This is a genomic window from Acidisphaera sp. S103 (assembly GCF_009765975.1).
Classification (GTDB): Bacteria; Pseudomonadota; Alphaproteobacteria; order Acetobacterales; family Acetobacteraceae; genus Rhodopila.
This window is the reverse complement of sequence record NZ_LMUJ01000036.1, coordinates 274,034-288,683: the sequence shown is the minus strand read 5'-3', so window position 1 is coordinate 288,683 and position 14,650 is coordinate 274,034. Positions and strand designations below refer to the sequence as shown.

Sequence of the window (14,650 nt, the reverse complement as noted above, 5' to 3'; positions counted from 1 at the left end):
GCGACAACGCTCTACGACCCGCTGAACCAGTTGTACCCCTGGTCCTCCCAATACCCCCCCGGATAGTCGTTGGTCACGAACACCGCCGCGACGTGCTTCGGGTTTTTGAAACCAAGTTTCGTAGGAACCCGCACCTTCAGCGGAAAGCCATACTCGGGGGGCAGCGGCTTATCGCCGTAGTCGACCGCCAGAATGGTCTGCGGATGCAGCGCGGTGGCCATGTCCAAACTGCCATAATAGCGATCGGCACATTTGAAACCAACATAGCGAGCCCGCGTATCCGCGCCGATCCGAACGAGAAAATCGCTCAAACGAGCGCCGCTCCATTGGCCGATCGCGCTCCATCCCTCGATGCAGATGTGGCGGGTGATCTGCGCGTATTGCGGCAAGCCGCGCAACCGCTGCAACGTCCATGGGGTGCGATCCTGCACCAGGCCGGAGACTTCCAGTTTCCAGTCGGCGCCGTCGATGTCGGGAACGCTGTCCTCCGCGTAGAACGCGTTGAACGGAAATGGCTTGGTGATGGCGCTGACCGGATAGGTCGGCGCCAGGCGGTTCGGGTCGAACATCCAGGCCTGCACCCGATCATTGAAGCGCGACATCGCCCACAACACACGGTCGACCGCATCCCCGTCCTGCAGATTGCAGCCGGTCAGCAGCCCGAGTGCCCCCAGCGACAGACCGTTTCGCAGGAACAGGCGGCGGCGAACCGCTTCCAGCCGCGGGGCATGGTCGGCGGCATCCACGACGAACCGGCGGGTCATCGCGAGACGTCCGCGCCGGCATGGACCCGACCGGTCAGCATGGCCAGCAGAGTGCGCGGCACCAGCGCGACCAGTGTCAGGTGCAGCACGACAAAACCGACGATTCCGGCCATGGCCAGGAAATGGATCCGCCGAACCACCTCATAGCCGCCCAGCAACGACGCCAGCGTTTGCAGTTGCACCGGCTTCCACAGTGCAAGGCCGGACAAAACCGCGACCGCCCCCAGTATCAGCACGCCGACATAGGCCAGGCGCTGCACGGCATTATACGTCCCAGGCGTATGCGACAGCCGCAGCGACAGGGCATCCACCAGGTCACGCCAGACCAGTCCCGGCGTCAGCGGCAACAGCATCCGGACAAAACGCCCGGACAGAAGTCCATACGCAACGTAGATCGCCGCATTGGCCACCAGCACCCACAGCATCGCCAGATGCCAGGCGATGGAACCGCCAAGCCAGCCACCGAGCGTCGCCCAGACCGGGAAGTGGAAGGCAAAGAGCGGGGATGCGTTGTAGATGCCCCATCCGCTCATCACCATGACCACGATGGAAGTGGCATTCAGCCAATGGGCAAGGCGGACCACCATCGGATGGATGACGATCCAGCGCCCCTGCCGTTCGTAGGGCATTGGGTATTTCCTGCATGGAGGGGACAGAAGCGGCGGCTTCACCCGCCGCCGCTGCAAAGCCAAAAAAACTCACATCGGCGGGGTCAGGCCGTTTTCCCCAACGTTGACGGAGATCGCGCTCAGCGACCCGTCATCACCCTTCTTCGCGAAAACGATCACATGCGCGCCCGGCTTCAGCAGATCGCGCGTGCCCGGCTCGATGCTGACGATCGGCACGTCCTCGGGCACGATCACGGTTTTCTCGCCGCCCTTGTATTTCACCGTCAGGGTACGCCCCTTGGACCCGACCAGGTCACCCACGGTGCCGTTCGTCATCGTGCTGTTGGGCTGACTGTCCCATGGCCGGAAACCCTCGCCAGCACCGACCATGCTGGGCGGGAACACATGCACCTCCAGCGCCTTCTGCGTCCCGTCCGGCTGCGGCGCGGCGGCGGTGCCGATGTAGCTGCCGGGTTTGATGTCGCTGATCTTGGCGATCGAAATGCCGGAGATATGCACGTCCGCCGGCAGCGCGATCGTGGTGGGGCTGCCGTTGCGCGGGGTCACCGTGATGGCCGTGGGGCTCACGCTGTCGATCGTGGCGCGCACCCGGGACGGCGGCGTCTGGGCGATGGCGCTGCCCATGGCGCCGACCACCAGGCCCAGCGCCAGGCTGGCAAGGAGAGTTTGTCTCATGATCTGATCCATCCGTTGTTGACGTAGGCCGCCGTCCCGCACTGTCGTCAGCAGGTGAACGCCGGTTGCCCCAACAGACGCGCGAAGTTCGCCGCTATTCCGATGCATGGAAAAATAATTCCTGGCGGAATAGATCGGCGGTTCAGGCGTCAACCGCACTGACAAGCCCGCAGGAGACCTGATGACGCTGATGGGTGAGATCGAGGCCTCGATCCCCGCGTTGCGCCGCTACGCATGGAGTTTGCTGCGCGATACGGACGACGCCGACGATCTGGTGCAGGATTGCCTGGTGCGGGCGCTCGACCGCGTCGCGGCGGACCCGGCGGTCGCCGCTGTCCGGCCGTGGCTGTTCACGATCATGCATAATTTGTTCGTCAGCCGGTGGCGAACGAAGCGCAAGCGGCGTGTGACGATGCCGGACGAGGCGACGGATAACGCCGAGGTTCCCATCGGCCCCGAACAGGATGATGCCCTGATTCGGCGTGACCTGCTGGCCGGCCTGGACCGGCTGACCGAGGACCAGCGGCAGGTGCTTCTGCTGGTCAGTGTCGAGGGGCTGGAATACCGCGAAGTCGCGTCAATCCTGGAGGTTCCCGTCGGCACGGTGATGTCGCGCCTCAGCCGGGCGCGAGACAATCTGCACGCATACATGGACGGCACGAAGCGGCCGATACTGAGAAGGGTGAAATGACCGATCCGATCCGCCCCGTTCAGGAGGATGATCTGCACGCCTACGCCGACGGCCGGCTCGACCCGGTGCGGCGTGGCGACGTGGAAGCGCATCTGCAGGCGAACCCGGCACTACGGCACCGGGTGGAGGGCTGGCGCGAACAGTCCGAGGCGCTGTGCGAGGCGCTCGCGTTCAAGCTGCGTGAACCCGTGCCGTCGTCGCTTCACCTCGGGCACCTGCAGGAGCAGCGTGCCGTTCGGCACCGCCAGAGCCTGTTCAGCAGCCCCTGGCGCGTTGCCGCCGCCTTGGTGTTGACGCTGGGCCTGGGCGTGGGCACCGGATGGATCGCGCGTGGTTCGCAGCGCATGGGCGAAGTGACGCGGCTGGGATTGGAAGCCGCGGCGGCGCATTCGGTATTCGCAGTGGATCCCACCCGGCCGATCGAGATCGGGCCGGAGAACCGGACGGAACTGGTGGCATGGATCGATCGCAAACTGCACCGCAGCGTGAACGTGCCGGACCTCAGCGCACAGGGCTACCGGTTGATCGGCGGACGGGTCCTGGCCACCATAATCGGCCCAGCGGCGATGCTGGTCTATGACGACGGCCAGGGCGGCCGCATCACATTGTTCCTGCAACCCATGCGATCCGATGTCGCGCCGATGCAGCCGGTCAGTTCGGGGACGGCGAACGGGTACGCCTGGATCGACGGGCATATGGGTTACGGCGTCATCGCAGATGGCGACGGTTCGATCCATGGCCTGGCCAACAGCCTGCGGCGGGCCATGCTGTCGAAAAGCTGATTTCTGTGAGCGACGGTGCGACCTTCGAATGGGAGCCGCCTGCGAAACGTTCGGTCTCGTCAGCTTTCTCGGTTCGCGGCGCGCCCATGCACGGTCTGATCAGACCGTCCAGAAGCTGGGGGGTCTACCCGGCGGTTCGTGTGGACGGCCCGGCCGGGTGGAGCACAGGGAAAGCGGGATATTCAAGGTCGCGATGACTTACCGGCTTTGATCTCCCCCAGGTTCTGAACGGTCTCTGGAACCCAAGTCCTCTGGCCCGCGAATCCTCTGGTCCGCAAATCCTCTGGCTCGTCGTAGGGCATCGGCGCAGCCGGCCCTCTGTCCTCTACCCGTGATACGTCGGTGTGTCGTTTACGGAGGGCGCCTCAGCGGTGTCCGCCGCCTCCATGAAAACCTCCGCCATGGAAGCCCCCTCCGTGAACGAACCCCTGATGCAAGCCCGCCGCGTGGAAGAACCTTCGATGAAAGTCCCTGTCGTGAAAGCCGCCGCCAAATACACCAATGAAGCCAGCACCGTAGAAGTCGTAGGGATAGCCGTAGCCATAACCGTAAGGGTACGGATACGAATAATCATAGGGATACGGGTAGCCGTACCAATTGGCCGCCTCGACGTCCCCGGTGGGTCCCGGCCTCACCGTGTCACCTCGCGCTGCCATACATTGCAAATATCCCAATTGGTTGGGGACGGCCTCACCGTTAGGTTCTGGAATGGATGCACCGGCGGCATTCGCGGCGGCAGCGCCTGAGCCGGTCGGCGCTCCTGCTGCCGCGCCCGCATCTCCTGTTGGGCCACTGATTGCGGCGTTCGACCCCACCGTGTGCGGCAGCGCGAGATCGCCGTAACCTGTATTCGCCGCCGCATGGCGCCGGCAAACGGCATCGTCCTGCTGGAACGCCGCGAAATCCTTGCCTGCTCCGGGCATCACGATGGCCGCGGGACCCGGCGGCGGCCTCGAAACACAAGCGCCGAGCATGAGCACAGCGCCAAGTGACAGCATCCTTATGGCGGCAATCATTGTGGATTCCTCTTGCGTTTCGGGTGCGCTCCGCAATTTGACGCTCCTGCGCTACGTCCAGTTTGCCGGGTCGACTTTCCACAACCAGACTGGGTTAGGCTGCACCCCAGGCCCCCAAGAAGACCTACGCTCCGCGCACCGTGACATCCAGGGACGGTTGCAGGACGCCCCGCACAGAAACGGGTGCCGCACGAGACCCATCATGGACATTGACGTCGCGCGCCGCCGGTTATTCCCGGCCGTCTGCCCAGGCTCGATCACATGCGCGCGATCAGCCCACCGCCCGCGGTGCCTGAGGCGAGTCGCCGGTCAGGTTTCACGAGGGGCAGCGCCCCTCGCCTTTACCCCAGCGAAATCTGCGTGAAGTCGATGAACCAGCTTTGCACCGGGACGAAGCCCTGCACCTTCTTCGACATGGCCCGAGGATTCAGGTCATGCACGATAAAGACCCAGGCTGCATCATCGACAATCTTGCCGTGCGCCGCGGCCAGCACCTTCGTTTGTTCCGCCGCGTCGAAGCTGGCCTGCGCCTTCTTCAGCATCGCGGTGACCTCAGGATTGTCCCAGTGCCCCCAGTTGTAATTGGTGGGCGAGAAGCTGTCCTTGGCATAGTACCGGAACATCGTTGAGGGATCGACCGAACTCAGGCTGATATTGATGCCCTGCACGCCATGCGACTGGGTCGCGGTGGGATCGCTGCGGATCGCCACCAGCATGGTGCCCCATTCGACGACGTCGAAATCGATATCCATCCCAACCGCGGTGAAATTCTGTTGCAGGAACTCATTCATCGGGATCGGCAGCATCTGCCCCGACCCCGATGTCGAAATCATGATCTTCGCCTTCGCCGGCTTCCCAGGCCCATAGCCCGCCGCGGCCAGCAGCGCTTTCGCCTTGGCCGGATCATAGGTGTATTTCTCCGTCGGCGTCCCGAACAGCGGATGACCCGGCGGGTACAGCCCGACCGCCGGCTTGGCGGTGCCGCTCAGCAGCTTGCACAGACCTTCCCGGTCGATCGCATAGTTCGCCGCCTGGCGCACACGCACGTCGCTGAAGATCGAACCCGGTTCGGTATTGACGACATAAGGCCATGTGTGCGGATACGGCCATAACGTCACGGTATAGCCAGCGTCTTTCAGCGAGGCGATGGAATCCGGCGCCGGCACCTCGATCCAATCCACCTGGCCGGACCGCAATGCCGCGATGCGCGTCGTGGCCTCGGCCATCGGACTGACCACAAGCTTGTCCAGCTTCGGAATGCGGCTCTTGTCCCAGTAGTTTTCGTTCCGGACCATCTCGATATACTGGCCAGGCACCACCCGCGTGATCTTGAACGGACCAGTGCCGGACGGATTTTTGCCGAACGCCGCCCAGGTCTTTCCCACCGTATCGTATTGCGCCGGGCTGACCATGAGCACGCGGGTCAGCAGATACGGCAGGAAACTGAACGGATATTTCGTGGTCAGGATGATCGTCCCATCCTCGGCTTTCTCATAGGTATCGACCATCGACACCGCCGCCTTCACGATCGGCGCCGCCGGCGCATCGTAATGCGGCGACTTCTCGTCGTAGATGCGCTGCAGGTTCCAGATCACCGCATCGGCGTTGAAATCCGATCCGTCATGGAACTTCACCCCCTGCCGCACGGTGAAGATCCAGCGCAGCGGATTGGCCTCATCGATCTTCCACGTGGTGAACAGGCCCGGCGTGATGTCGGCCGGCTTGTCCGGATTGCTCCGAAGATCCCAGTTCACCAGGGCATCGTAGGGCGGGTACCCCAGGAAACGGTATCCCTCGAAACCATTATTCGGAATCCCGTGCGCGCTGGGCAGGTCCGCCGCGGTCATGGCAATGCGCAGCGTGCCACCGCCGGCGGCCAGCGCCGGAAGACCCGGCACCAGCACACTGGCAGCCACACTCGCGAGTAGATGTCGACGAAGCATTCTGTTGTTAGCCTCTCATGCCATGCTGATCTGGGTGAAATCCTGGTACCAGCTCTGCGCCGGCTTGAACCCGGTAACTTTCTTCGACATCGCCCGCGGATTCAGGTCGTGGACGATGAACAACCAAGCCCCGCCATCGACAACCATCGCATGTGCCTCTGCCAGAAACTTGTCCTGCTCGGTTTTATCAAACGTAGCCTGGGCTTTTTTCAACAGATCGGTCGCCGGCTGATTGTCCCAGTGCCCCCAGTTGTAGTTGATAGGTGAGTAGCTGTCCTTCGCATAATACCGGAACATCGACGAAGGATCGGTAAAGCTCAGGCTGATATTGATCCCGTCATCGCCATGCGATTGCGCTGCTTTCGGATCGCTGCGCACCGCGACCAGCATCGTCCCCCATTCGACGACATCGAAATCGATGTCCATGCCGACAGCCTTAAAGTTTTCCTGCATGAACTCGTTCATCGGGATCGGCACCATCTGCCCCGAACCCGACGTCGAGATCATGATCTTCGCCTTCAACGGCTTATCCGGCCCATATCCCGCCGCGGCAAGCAGAGCCTTCGCTTTCGCCGGATCGTATTTGTAATGGTTCTCCGGCGTGCCGAACAGCGGATCGTCCGGCGGATACAATCCCATGGCCGGCTTGGCGGTGCCGTTCAGCATCGCGCACATGCCTTCCCGGTCGACCGCGTAGTTGATCGCCTGTCGGACCCGCACATCCTTGAACGGCGAACTGTCGGTACAGTTCAGCACATAGGGATACGTATGTGGATACGGCCACAGGCTGATCTGCAAGCCCGCTGCCTTCAGCGACGGTATGGAATCCGGCGGCGGCACCTCGATCCAATCCACCTGACCCGACCGCAGCGCGGCAACGCGCGTGGTCGCCTCCGGCATCGGATACACGATCATTTTGTCCAGCTTGGGAACCCGACCCTTATCCCAATACCCATCATTCCGGGACATCTCGGCATACTGCCCAAGCACCACCTTGGTGATCTTGAACGGCCCAGTCCCCGACGGGTTCTTCGCGAACGACGCCCAGTTCTTGCCCGTCGCCGCCCACTGCGCCGGACTGACGATCAGAATGCGAGTCAGCAGGTAAGGCAGGAAACTGAACGGATATTTCGTCGTGATCAGAATCGTCTTGTCATCCAGCTTCGCGTAGCTGTCGATCATCGACACCGTCGCCCGCACGATCGGCGCCGCCGGCGCATCGTATTGCGGGGATTTCTCGTTGAAGATCCGGTCGAAATTGAAGATCACCGAATCCGCGGAGAAATCCGAACCGTCGTGGAATTTGACCCCCTGCCGCACATCGCAGGTCCAGCGCAGCGGATTACCCTCGTCGATACGCCAGGCGGTGAACAGGCCCGGCGTGATGTCCGCCAGCTTGTCGGTATGGGTAAAATCCCAGTTCACGACGGAATCGTACGCCGGGTAGCCCAGGAACCGAAAACCCTCGCCGCCGTTGTTCGGAATGCCATGCGTGGTCGGCAGGTCCGACGCCGTCATGCCGATCCGCAGTACCTGCGGACTGGCCGCCTGTCCGGGAATGGCGGGAAGCACCGCGGCCCCCGCCGCGGATGCGAGGAGGCCACGTCTCGAAACTGTCATGCCGCATCCTTATCCGTGTGGATACGACGTGACGCTGCAAAGCCTATGCCACCCGAACTTCAGGCACCGCTGCGTCCTGCTTGATCAGCGCAATCAGCGCCGCCGAATCGATAACATCACAGAACGTGTGGGCCATCGCCGACAGCGTCGCATTATGCTCCTCATCGTTGAACGTCGCATTGCCGTCCTCAACGAAAAACACCTTGTAGTTCAGCATCATCGCATCCCGAGCCGTCGACTCGCAGCACACCTGCGACGCGGTGCCGGTCACGATCAGCGTATCCACGCCGCGCGCCTGCAAGATCGCATGCAGATCGGATGCCCCAGGCGCGAACGCACCGAAGCGCCGCTTGCGAACCTTCAGATCCTCCGCCCGCACATCCAGGCCGGCCCACAGCGCGTGACCCTCGGCCCCTGGGGTAAAGGCCTCGATCATCAACTGCCGGCGGGCAGGGGAGCAGAAATGGTCGAAGAACGTGGACCAGGTCCGCACCGCGATCTCATCGAACGTGTTCTGGATGTAGACCACCAGCCCACCGGCCTCGCGCAACGTCGCGCTGATCCGGTTCACCGCGGGCACGATATCCCGGGCAACGGGGATTTCGGCGACCGCGCCGGGCGCCATGAAGCCGTTTTGTAGATCGACCACAATATGGGCAGTCCGCCTGGAATCGAGGCGATCAAACACCCGCAATCCGCCTCTTCGCTGCTCAACACGCTCAACAACAGATGGATAGACGCGACTTGCATGCATGACGACCTCCAGAAATGCCTAACAAACATCCAACAAAGCGGCGTGAAGCTAAGAAATTGACCCAATAAATGCAACAGCACATAAAATATCCAACAGCCCCCTGGACAGCCATAACCACTGTGCTAGGACTCATCGGAATTGCTGCATCGCAGCATCGCCGCATACGGAGAAACCAGACCGCATGCTCATCTTCGCCATCCGCCGCCTCCTCCAGGCTATCCCCATCCTGCTCGGTGTGTCTCTCGTCGTCTTCGGCCTGGTCCACATCGTGCCCGGCAACCCCATCGACATGCTGATGCCGCCCGAGGCCTCCCCCGAGGTCATCGCCCAGATGAAAGCCGCCTTCGGCTTCGATAAACCGCTTTACATCCAGTACACCCTCTGGCTGTGGCGCGCCCTGCACGGCAATTTCGGCCTCTCGGTGTTCAACGCCACGCCGGTCTGGGGCCAACTCGTCGAGGCCCTGCAAAACACCTTCGTCCTCGCCATCCTCGGCGCCGCGCTCGGTTTTTCCATGGGTATCTTCTGCGGCATGGTCTCGGCGCTGTATCACGGCCGCTGGCCGGACAAGCTGTTCTCCGCCATCGCCACCATCGGCGTCTCCCTGCCGCACTACTGGTGCGCCATCGTCCTGGTGCTGCTGTGCGCCGTCCTGCACGACTGGCTGCCCGCCCAAGGCATGGGCGACGACTCGCTGCCACTCTACGACCGGCTGCAATACCTCGTCCTCCCCGTCGTCACCCTGTCGCTAATCCCTATGGGCGTCATCGGCCGCCTGGTGAGGGCAACCGTGCTGGACATCCTCGGCCAGGATTTCGTCGGCGCCCTGTCCGCGAAAGGCCTGACCCGCTGGCCGGTGATCCGCCACATCGCCAAGAACGCCGCCCCGCCGATTCTGGCCCTGATGGGCCTGCAATTCGGCTACCTGCTGGGCGGGTCGATCCTGGTAGAGACAGTGTTCAACTGGCCCGGTTCCGGCAACCTGCTGAACCTGGCGATCTTCCGCCGCGACATCCCGGTACTCCAAGCAACGATCCTGGTGCTGGCGACATTTTTCGTCCTGCTCAACCTGCTGGTCGATATCGCCCAGGCGGCGATCGACCCACGCATCCGCCGTTGAACAAGGAATCCGACATGTCGGACATCACGCTGCAAACCCAACTCGTATCGAGGGCGGAAGCCCCCGCCGCGCCCCCGCCGGGATATTGGAAATCAGTCGGCCAACGCCTGCTGCGCGACAAAACCACCATGGCAGTCTCCCTGCTGCTGGCCGCCATCCTGTTCATCACCCTGGGCGCGCCATTGGTCACCCATTACGACCCCTATGTCGGCAGCGTATTGACCCGTTTGAAACCAATCGGCACCCCAGGCCACTGGCTCGGTACAGATGAAACCGGACGCGACCTGTGGACCCGGCTTTGTTACGGAGGCCGCCTGTCGCTGCTCGCCGCCATCCTGCCGGTGACGATCTCCCTGATCGTCGGTGGCTTCCTGGGCATCCTGGCAGGCTACGCCGGCGGCTGGACCGGCACACTGATCATGCGAACGATGGATGTGTTCTACGCCTTCCCATCCATCCTGCTGGCAATCGCCATCTGCGGCCTGCTCGGCAACGGCCTGTCCAACTCCATCATCGCCCTCGCCGTCGTGTTCATTCCGCCCATGGTACGCGTGTCGGAAACCGTAACGACACAGGCCCGCAACCTCGATTTCGTCGAGGCCGCACGCGCATCGGGCACAACCACATTACAAATCATACGATACCACGTGCTGGCGAACGTGCTCGGTCCCATCATGGTCTACGCCACCAGCCTGATCAGCGTCTCCATCATCCTGTCCGCCGGCCTGTCCTTCCTCGGCCTTGGCGTGACGCCACCGCAGGCGGAATGGGGCCTGATGCTGAATTCGCTACGCCAGGCGATCTACGTGCAGCCCTACGTCGCCGCCCTACCCGGGCTGATGATTTTCGTGACCTCGATGTGTTTCAACCTCATGAGCGACGGAGTCCGTGGCGCAATGGATGTAAGGCTCAACAAATGAGTGCCGCTCTGGAACTGGACCCGCGTGACCGAGGCGGCCCCGCCCAGCCCCTGCTGGTCGTCGAAAACCTGAAAAAACACTTCCCCGTCCGAGGCGGCCTGCTGAACCGTCAGGTGGCAACAGTACAAGCCGTCGACGACGTATCATTCTCCGTCCGCAAAGGTGAAACGCTCGGCATCGTCGGTGAATCCGGCTGCGGCAAATCCACCACCGCCCGCCTGCTGATGCGCCTGATGGAACCTGACGCCGGGTCGGTGATCTTCGACGGCGATCCGGTGGGCGACCGGCATGGTATCACCGTCAACGACATGCGCCGGCAGATGCAGATGGTGTTCCAGGACAGCTACTCGTCACTGAACCCACGCATGACGATGGCTGAAAGCATCGCCTACGCCCCGCGCATGCACGGCCTTGGCCGCAAATCAGCGTACGACCGAGCGGAAAATCTGCTGTCGAGGGTTGGACTGAATCCGCGCCAATACGCTCGTAGATACCCACACGAACTGTCCGGCGGCCAACGCCAACGCGTAAACATCGCCAGGGCCCTCGCGCTGGAACCACGCATGGTGATCCTGGATGAAGCCGTCGCCGCCCTGGACAAATCCGTCGAGGCCCAGGTCCTGAACCTGCTGAGCGACCTCAAGCAAAGCCTGAATCTGACTTATCTTTTCATCAGCCACGACCTGAACGTCGTCGAATACATGAGCGACCGGGTCATGGTCATGTATCTCGGCCGCGTCGTCGAGGCCGGCCCCGTGGAATCCATCTACCGCCACCCGCGCCATCCCTACACGCGTGCATTGTTCGCCTCGAAACCAACCCTGGACCCCGATCGCCGCACCACGGAAATGCCGCTGACCGGCGACCCACCCAACCCAATCAACCCACCCTCCGGCTGCCGCTTCCGCACCCGCTGCGCCTTCGCCCAACCGCGCTGTGCCGCAACAACACCGCCACTGGCCGCACCCTTTGAAGCCGCCGCCCCAACACATGTCGTGGCATGCCACATCCCCGAAGCCCAGGTGTATCATGCCTAACGACCCCGTCCTGCGCGTCGAGGACCTGACAGTCCGCTTCACCCGCCGCAACACCAATGTCGCCGCCGTCAACGGCGTCGATTTCGCCCTGCAAGCCGGAGAAACCCTGACGATCCTCGGCGAATCCGGCTCCGGCAAAAGCGTCAGCCTCAAAGCCCTGATGGGCCTGCTGCCCGCCTACGCCGGCGTAACCGGAAAAGTCTGGCTGAACGGCCAGGAAATCCTCGGCCTGCCGGCAACGGCGTTGGCGAAACTGCGAGGCGGCGCCGTCTCGATGATCTTCCAGGAACCGATGGCCGCCCTCGACCCGGTCTATACGATCGGCGAACAAATCGCCGAAACCATCGTCCAGCACGAAGGCTGCGACAACCGCACCGCCATGAAACGCGCCCTCGGCCTCCTCGAACAAGTCAAAATCCCCTCCGCCGAACGCCGCCTGAAAAATTTCCCGCACGAAATGTCCGGCGGCATGCGCCAACGCGCCATGATCGCACTGGCCCTGGCCTGCAAACCCAGCGTCCTGCTGGCCGACGAACCCACAACGGCGCTGGACGTCACCGTGCAGATCCAAATTCTCCTGCTGCTGCGCCAACTTCAGGAAGAACTCGGCATGGCGATCGTCTTCGTCACCCACGATGTCGGCGCCGCGGCGGAAATCTCCGACCGCATCGCGGTGATGTATGCCGGCCGCTTCGTCGAAACCGGAACCACCCGCCAGGTGATGCGTCATCCCATGCATCCCTACACCCAGGGCTTGCTGTCCTCCACCGTCCATGGTGGCATGCGGGGACGCGCGCTGGAGACGATTTCGGGCAGCCCACCCAACCTGGCTGAACTGCCACCCGGATGTGCCTTCGCGCCGCGCTGCCGCTACGCCGCCGACGCCTGTCGCCAAGGCGACATCCCGACGGTAACGACAGAAACCGGAGCAACCGCCCGCTGCGTACGGGCAAAGGAAATGGCTGACGCGTAGACGGCTTAGCCGTCATGGCCGGGCCTGTCCCGGCCATCCACGCACGGACCGCACGGACAAAAAGGGGACGACACAACATGGACAAAAAAGAATTCAGCACGCTGGTCGATCGGACAGGCCTGACACTGACCGACGACCAGAAAGCCACCCTGTTCGCGTTCTATCCGACGTTCCAGGCCATGATCGCCCGCGCCACCCCGCCCCTGCCGAGGGAAGCCGAACCCGCGCACATCTTCCAGCCGGAGGTCCGCTGATGGAACCGTTCCTCACCATCGCCGAGGCCGGCAAACTGATCGCCGCCAAGAAGCTGTCCCCCGTCGAACTCACCCGAACCTGCCTGGATCGCGTGAAGAAACTCGACCCCACCCTGCACAGCTTCCTGCTGGTCACCGAAGAACGCGCCATGGCCGACGCCAAAGCCGCCGAGGCACGCATGATGGCCGGCGGCCGCAAAGGTCCGCTCGACGGCATCCCGATCGCCCACAAGGACATTTACAACACCGCCGGCATCCGCACGACAGCCCACTCGAAGCTGCTGGAACACAACGTTCCCACGGAAGACTCGGTGGTGGTGCAGAAATGGGCCGAGGCCGGCTCGATCATGATGGGCAAGCTCGCCACGCATGAATTCGCCATCGGCGGCCCGTCCTTCGACCTGCCCTGGCCGCCCGCCCGCAATCCCTGGAACCCCGATCATTTCACTGCCGGTTCGTCGTCCGGCACCGGCGCCGCGGTGGCGGCCGGGCTGGTCATGGGCGGCACCGGGTCGGACACCGGCGGCTCGATCCGCGGGCCGGCCGCGCTGTGCGGCCTCGCCGGCATCAAGCCGACCTACGGCACCGCCAGCCGCCGCGGAGTCCTGCCGCTGTCGCAGACCCTCGACCACACCGGCCCGCTGGCCTGGACCGTGCAGGATTGCGCGCTGCTGCTGCAGGCAATGGCCGGATACGACCCGCTCGACCCCGCCAGCGCCAACCGCCCCGTCGCCAACTTCACCGCCGACCTGGACAAAGGCGCCAAAGGCCTGCGCATCGGCGTGATCCGCCACTTCCACGAAGAAGACAATCCCGCCAGCCCCGCCACCCTGAAGGGCATCGAGGACGCCCTGACCCTCTTCCGCTCGCAAGGCGCCGAAATCCGCGACGTCAAAGTATCGTCGATGATGGACTACAACGCCCCCGGCTGGGTGATCCTGACCACCGAGGCCTACGCCGTGCACGAGCCCTGGCTGAAGGAACGCTTCAACGACTACGGCGAACTGATGCGCGACCGCCTCGCCTTCGGCGCCCTGATCCCCGCCTCCTCCTACGTGCAGGCCCTGCGCCGCCGCCGCGTCCTGTGTCTGGAAATGCGCGACGCCATGGCCGACCTGGACATCCTGATCACCGCGTCAGCCCCGGCCGAGGCTCCGAAAATCACCGAAGTGCCGAAATGGGGCACGTTCGAAAAACCCGGCTTCACCATGCCGTTCAACCTGACCGGCCTGCCGGCGCTCAGCGTCTGCACCGGCTACGGCGAAGGCGGGCTGCCCGTCAGCATGCAGATCGTCGGCAAGCCGTTCGCTGACGCAACGGTCTTCCGCGCCGGCCACGCCTACGAGGCAGCCACGACATGGCGAAACAAGCGCCCGTCGATGTCGACCGCCCTGGCCGGGTGATCGAGGCAGCGGGCATTGAAAACTATGGCGGTATCTGAGTAATTACCTCCGGAAAGTTTGCAACAAAAC

Annotated in this window: 15 protein-coding genes; 8 read left to right on the top strand and 7 right to left on the bottom strand. The window is 63.2% G+C overall.

The genetic code is table 11. The annotated features are described in order from the left end of the window. Positions 1-11: 11 nt before the first annotated feature. The 3 genes from GSQ89_RS09710 to GSQ89_RS09700 form a co-directional block, all read right to left on the bottom strand. Complete coding sequence (locus GSQ89_RS09710; RefSeq protein WP_158924434.1) at positions 12-764, bottom strand: molybdopterin-dependent oxidoreductase; 753 nt, start codon at positions 762-764, stop codon at positions 12-14. After that, positions 761-1,393, bottom strand: a complete 633-nt coding sequence (locus GSQ89_RS09705; RefSeq protein WP_158924432.1) for a cytochrome b/b6 domain-containing protein — start codon at positions 1,391-1,393, stop codon at positions 761-763. The genes GSQ89_RS09710 and GSQ89_RS09705 overlap by 4 nt, the downstream gene beginning before the upstream one ends. Before the next feature lie 69 nt (positions 1,394-1,462). Further along, positions 1,463-2,068 (bottom strand): hypothetical protein, encoded by a 606-nt coding sequence (locus tag GSQ89_RS09700; RefSeq protein ID WP_216856085.1) that lies wholly within the window; start codon positions 2,066-2,068, stop codon positions 1,463-1,465. A 181-nt stretch (positions 2,069-2,249) separates the two neighbouring features. On the opposite strand from GSQ89_RS09700, the gene GSQ89_RS09695 reads away from it, so the two are divergent. Both GSQ89_RS09695 and GSQ89_RS09690 read left to right on the top strand, forming a co-directional pair. Beyond that, positions 2,250-2,759, top strand: coding sequence for an RNA polymerase sigma factor (locus tag GSQ89_RS09695; protein ID WP_158924430.1), 510 nt, complete (start codon positions 2,250-2,252; stop codon positions 2,757-2,759). Next, the gene (locus GSQ89_RS09690; protein WP_158924428.1) at positions 2,756-3,541 is read left to right on the top strand and encodes an anti-sigma factor; all 786 of its coding nucleotides are present in this window, start codon (positions 2,756-2,758) and stop codon (positions 3,539-3,541) included. The genes GSQ89_RS09695 and GSQ89_RS09690 overlap by 4 nt, the downstream gene beginning before the upstream one ends. A 365-nt stretch (positions 3,542-3,906) precedes the next feature. Here GSQ89_RS09690 and GSQ89_RS39885 read toward each other — a convergent pair whose 3' ends face one another. From GSQ89_RS39885 to GSQ89_RS09670, 4 genes are all read right to left on the bottom strand, one after another. Beyond that, complete coding sequence (locus GSQ89_RS39885) at positions 3,907-4,557, bottom strand: hypothetical protein (protein ID WP_158924426.1); 651 nt, start codon at positions 4,555-4,557, stop codon at positions 3,907-3,909. A 341-nt stretch (positions 4,558-4,898) separates the two neighbouring features. After that, positions 4,899-6,500 carry an ABC transporter substrate-binding protein gene (locus GSQ89_RS09680; RefSeq protein WP_158924424.1) on the bottom strand — a complete coding sequence of 534 codons (1,602 nt, stop codon included), beginning with the start codon at positions 6,498-6,500 and terminating at the stop codon, positions 4,899-4,901. 15 nt (positions 6,501-6,515) lie between these two features. Next, complete coding sequence (locus GSQ89_RS09675) at positions 6,516-8,120, bottom strand: ABC transporter substrate-binding protein (RefSeq protein ID WP_158924422.1); 1,605 nt, start codon at positions 8,118-8,120, stop codon at positions 6,516-6,518. Positions 8,121-8,163: 43 nt separating this feature from the next. Next, entirely contained in the window at positions 8,164-8,769 is a 606-nt protein-coding gene (locus tag GSQ89_RS09670; RefSeq protein ID WP_158924420.1) for an isochorismatase family cysteine hydrolase, read from the bottom strand. 286 nt (positions 8,770-9,055) lie between these two features. Between GSQ89_RS09670 and GSQ89_RS09665 the strand changes: the two genes are divergently transcribed. The 6 genes from GSQ89_RS09665 (at position 9,056) to GSQ89_RS09640 (ending at position 14,581) form a co-directional block, all read left to right on the top strand. Continuing rightward, a complete protein-coding gene (locus tag GSQ89_RS09665; RefSeq protein ID WP_158924418.1) occupies positions 9,056-9,994 on the top strand; it encodes an ABC transporter permease in 939 nt (312 codons plus the stop codon). Between the two features lie 14 nt (positions 9,995-10,008). Beyond that, on the top strand, positions 10,009-10,914 hold the full coding sequence (locus GSQ89_RS09660) for an ABC transporter permease (RefSeq protein WP_158924416.1): 906 nt from the start codon (positions 10,009-10,011) through the stop codon (positions 10,912-10,914). Then, positions 10,911-11,951, top strand: coding sequence for an ABC transporter ATP-binding protein (locus GSQ89_RS09655; protein WP_158924414.1), 1,041 nt, complete (start codon positions 10,911-10,913; stop codon positions 11,949-11,951). The genes GSQ89_RS09660 and GSQ89_RS09655 overlap by 4 nt, the downstream gene beginning before the upstream one ends. Continuing rightward, complete coding sequence (locus GSQ89_RS09650; protein WP_158924412.1) at positions 11,944-12,924, top strand: ABC transporter ATP-binding protein; 981 nt, start codon at positions 11,944-11,946, stop codon at positions 12,922-12,924. Before GSQ89_RS09655 ends, GSQ89_RS09650 begins: the two co-directional genes overlap by 8 nt. Positions 12,925-13,001: 77 nt before the next feature. Continuing rightward, positions 13,002-13,178: a hypothetical protein gene (locus GSQ89_RS09645; RefSeq protein WP_158924410.1), complete on the top strand. Its 177-nt coding sequence runs from the start codon at positions 13,002-13,004 to the stop codon at positions 13,176-13,178. Continuing rightward, on the top strand, positions 13,178-14,581 hold the full coding sequence (locus tag GSQ89_RS09640) for an amidase (RefSeq protein ID WP_158924408.1): 1,404 nt from the start codon (positions 13,178-13,180) through the stop codon (positions 14,579-14,581). The genes GSQ89_RS09645 and GSQ89_RS09640 overlap by 1 nt, the downstream gene beginning before the upstream one ends. Positions 14,582-14,650: the final 69 nt, after the last annotated feature.

Coding starts and splice junctions, on each gene's coding strand:
- GSQ89_RS09640 (WP_158924408.1), top strand. CDS start 13,178: ATGGAACCGTTCCTCACCATCGCCGAGGCCGGCAAACTGATCGCCGCC.
- GSQ89_RS09675 (WP_158924422.1), bottom strand. CDS start 8,120: ATGACAGTTTCGAGACGTGGCCTCCTCGCATCCGCGGCGGGGGCCGCG.
- GSQ89_RS09645 (WP_158924410.1), top strand. CDS start 13,002: ATGGACAAAAAAGAATTCAGCACGCTGGTCGATCGGACAGGCCTGACA.
- GSQ89_RS09660 (WP_158924416.1), top strand. CDS start 10,009: ATGTCGGACATCACGCTGCAAACCCAACTCGTATCGAGGGCGGAAGCC.
- GSQ89_RS09700 (WP_216856085.1), bottom strand. CDS start 2,068: ATGAGACAAACTCTCCTTGCCAGCCTGGCGCTGGGCCTGGTGGTCGGC.
- GSQ89_RS09650 (WP_158924412.1), top strand. CDS start 11,944: ATGCCTAACGACCCCGTCCTGCGCGTCGAGGACCTGACAGTCCGCTTC.
- GSQ89_RS09695 (WP_158924430.1), top strand. CDS start 2,250: ATGACGCTGATGGGTGAGATCGAGGCCTCGATCCCCGCGTTGCGCCGC.
- GSQ89_RS39885 (WP_158924426.1), bottom strand. CDS start 4,557: ATGATTGCCGCCATAAGGATGCTGTCACTTGGCGCTGTGCTCATGCTC.
- GSQ89_RS09655 (WP_158924414.1), top strand. CDS start 10,911: ATGAGTGCCGCTCTGGAACTGGACCCGCGTGACCGAGGCGGCCCCGCC.
- GSQ89_RS09705 (WP_158924432.1), bottom strand. CDS start 1,393: ATGCCCTACGAACGGCAGGGGCGCTGGATCGTCATCCATCCGATGGTG.
- GSQ89_RS09680 (WP_158924424.1), bottom strand. CDS start 6,500: ATGCTTCGTCGACATCTACTCGCGAGTGTGGCTGCCAGTGTGCTGGTG.
- GSQ89_RS09710 (WP_158924434.1), bottom strand. CDS start 764: ATGACCCGCCGGTTCGTCGTGGATGCCGCCGACCATGCCCCGCGGCTG.
- GSQ89_RS09690 (WP_158924428.1), top strand. CDS start 2,756: ATGACCGATCCGATCCGCCCCGTTCAGGAGGATGATCTGCACGCCTAC.
- GSQ89_RS09665 (WP_158924418.1), top strand. CDS start 9,056: ATGCTCATCTTCGCCATCCGCCGCCTCCTCCAGGCTATCCCCATCCTG.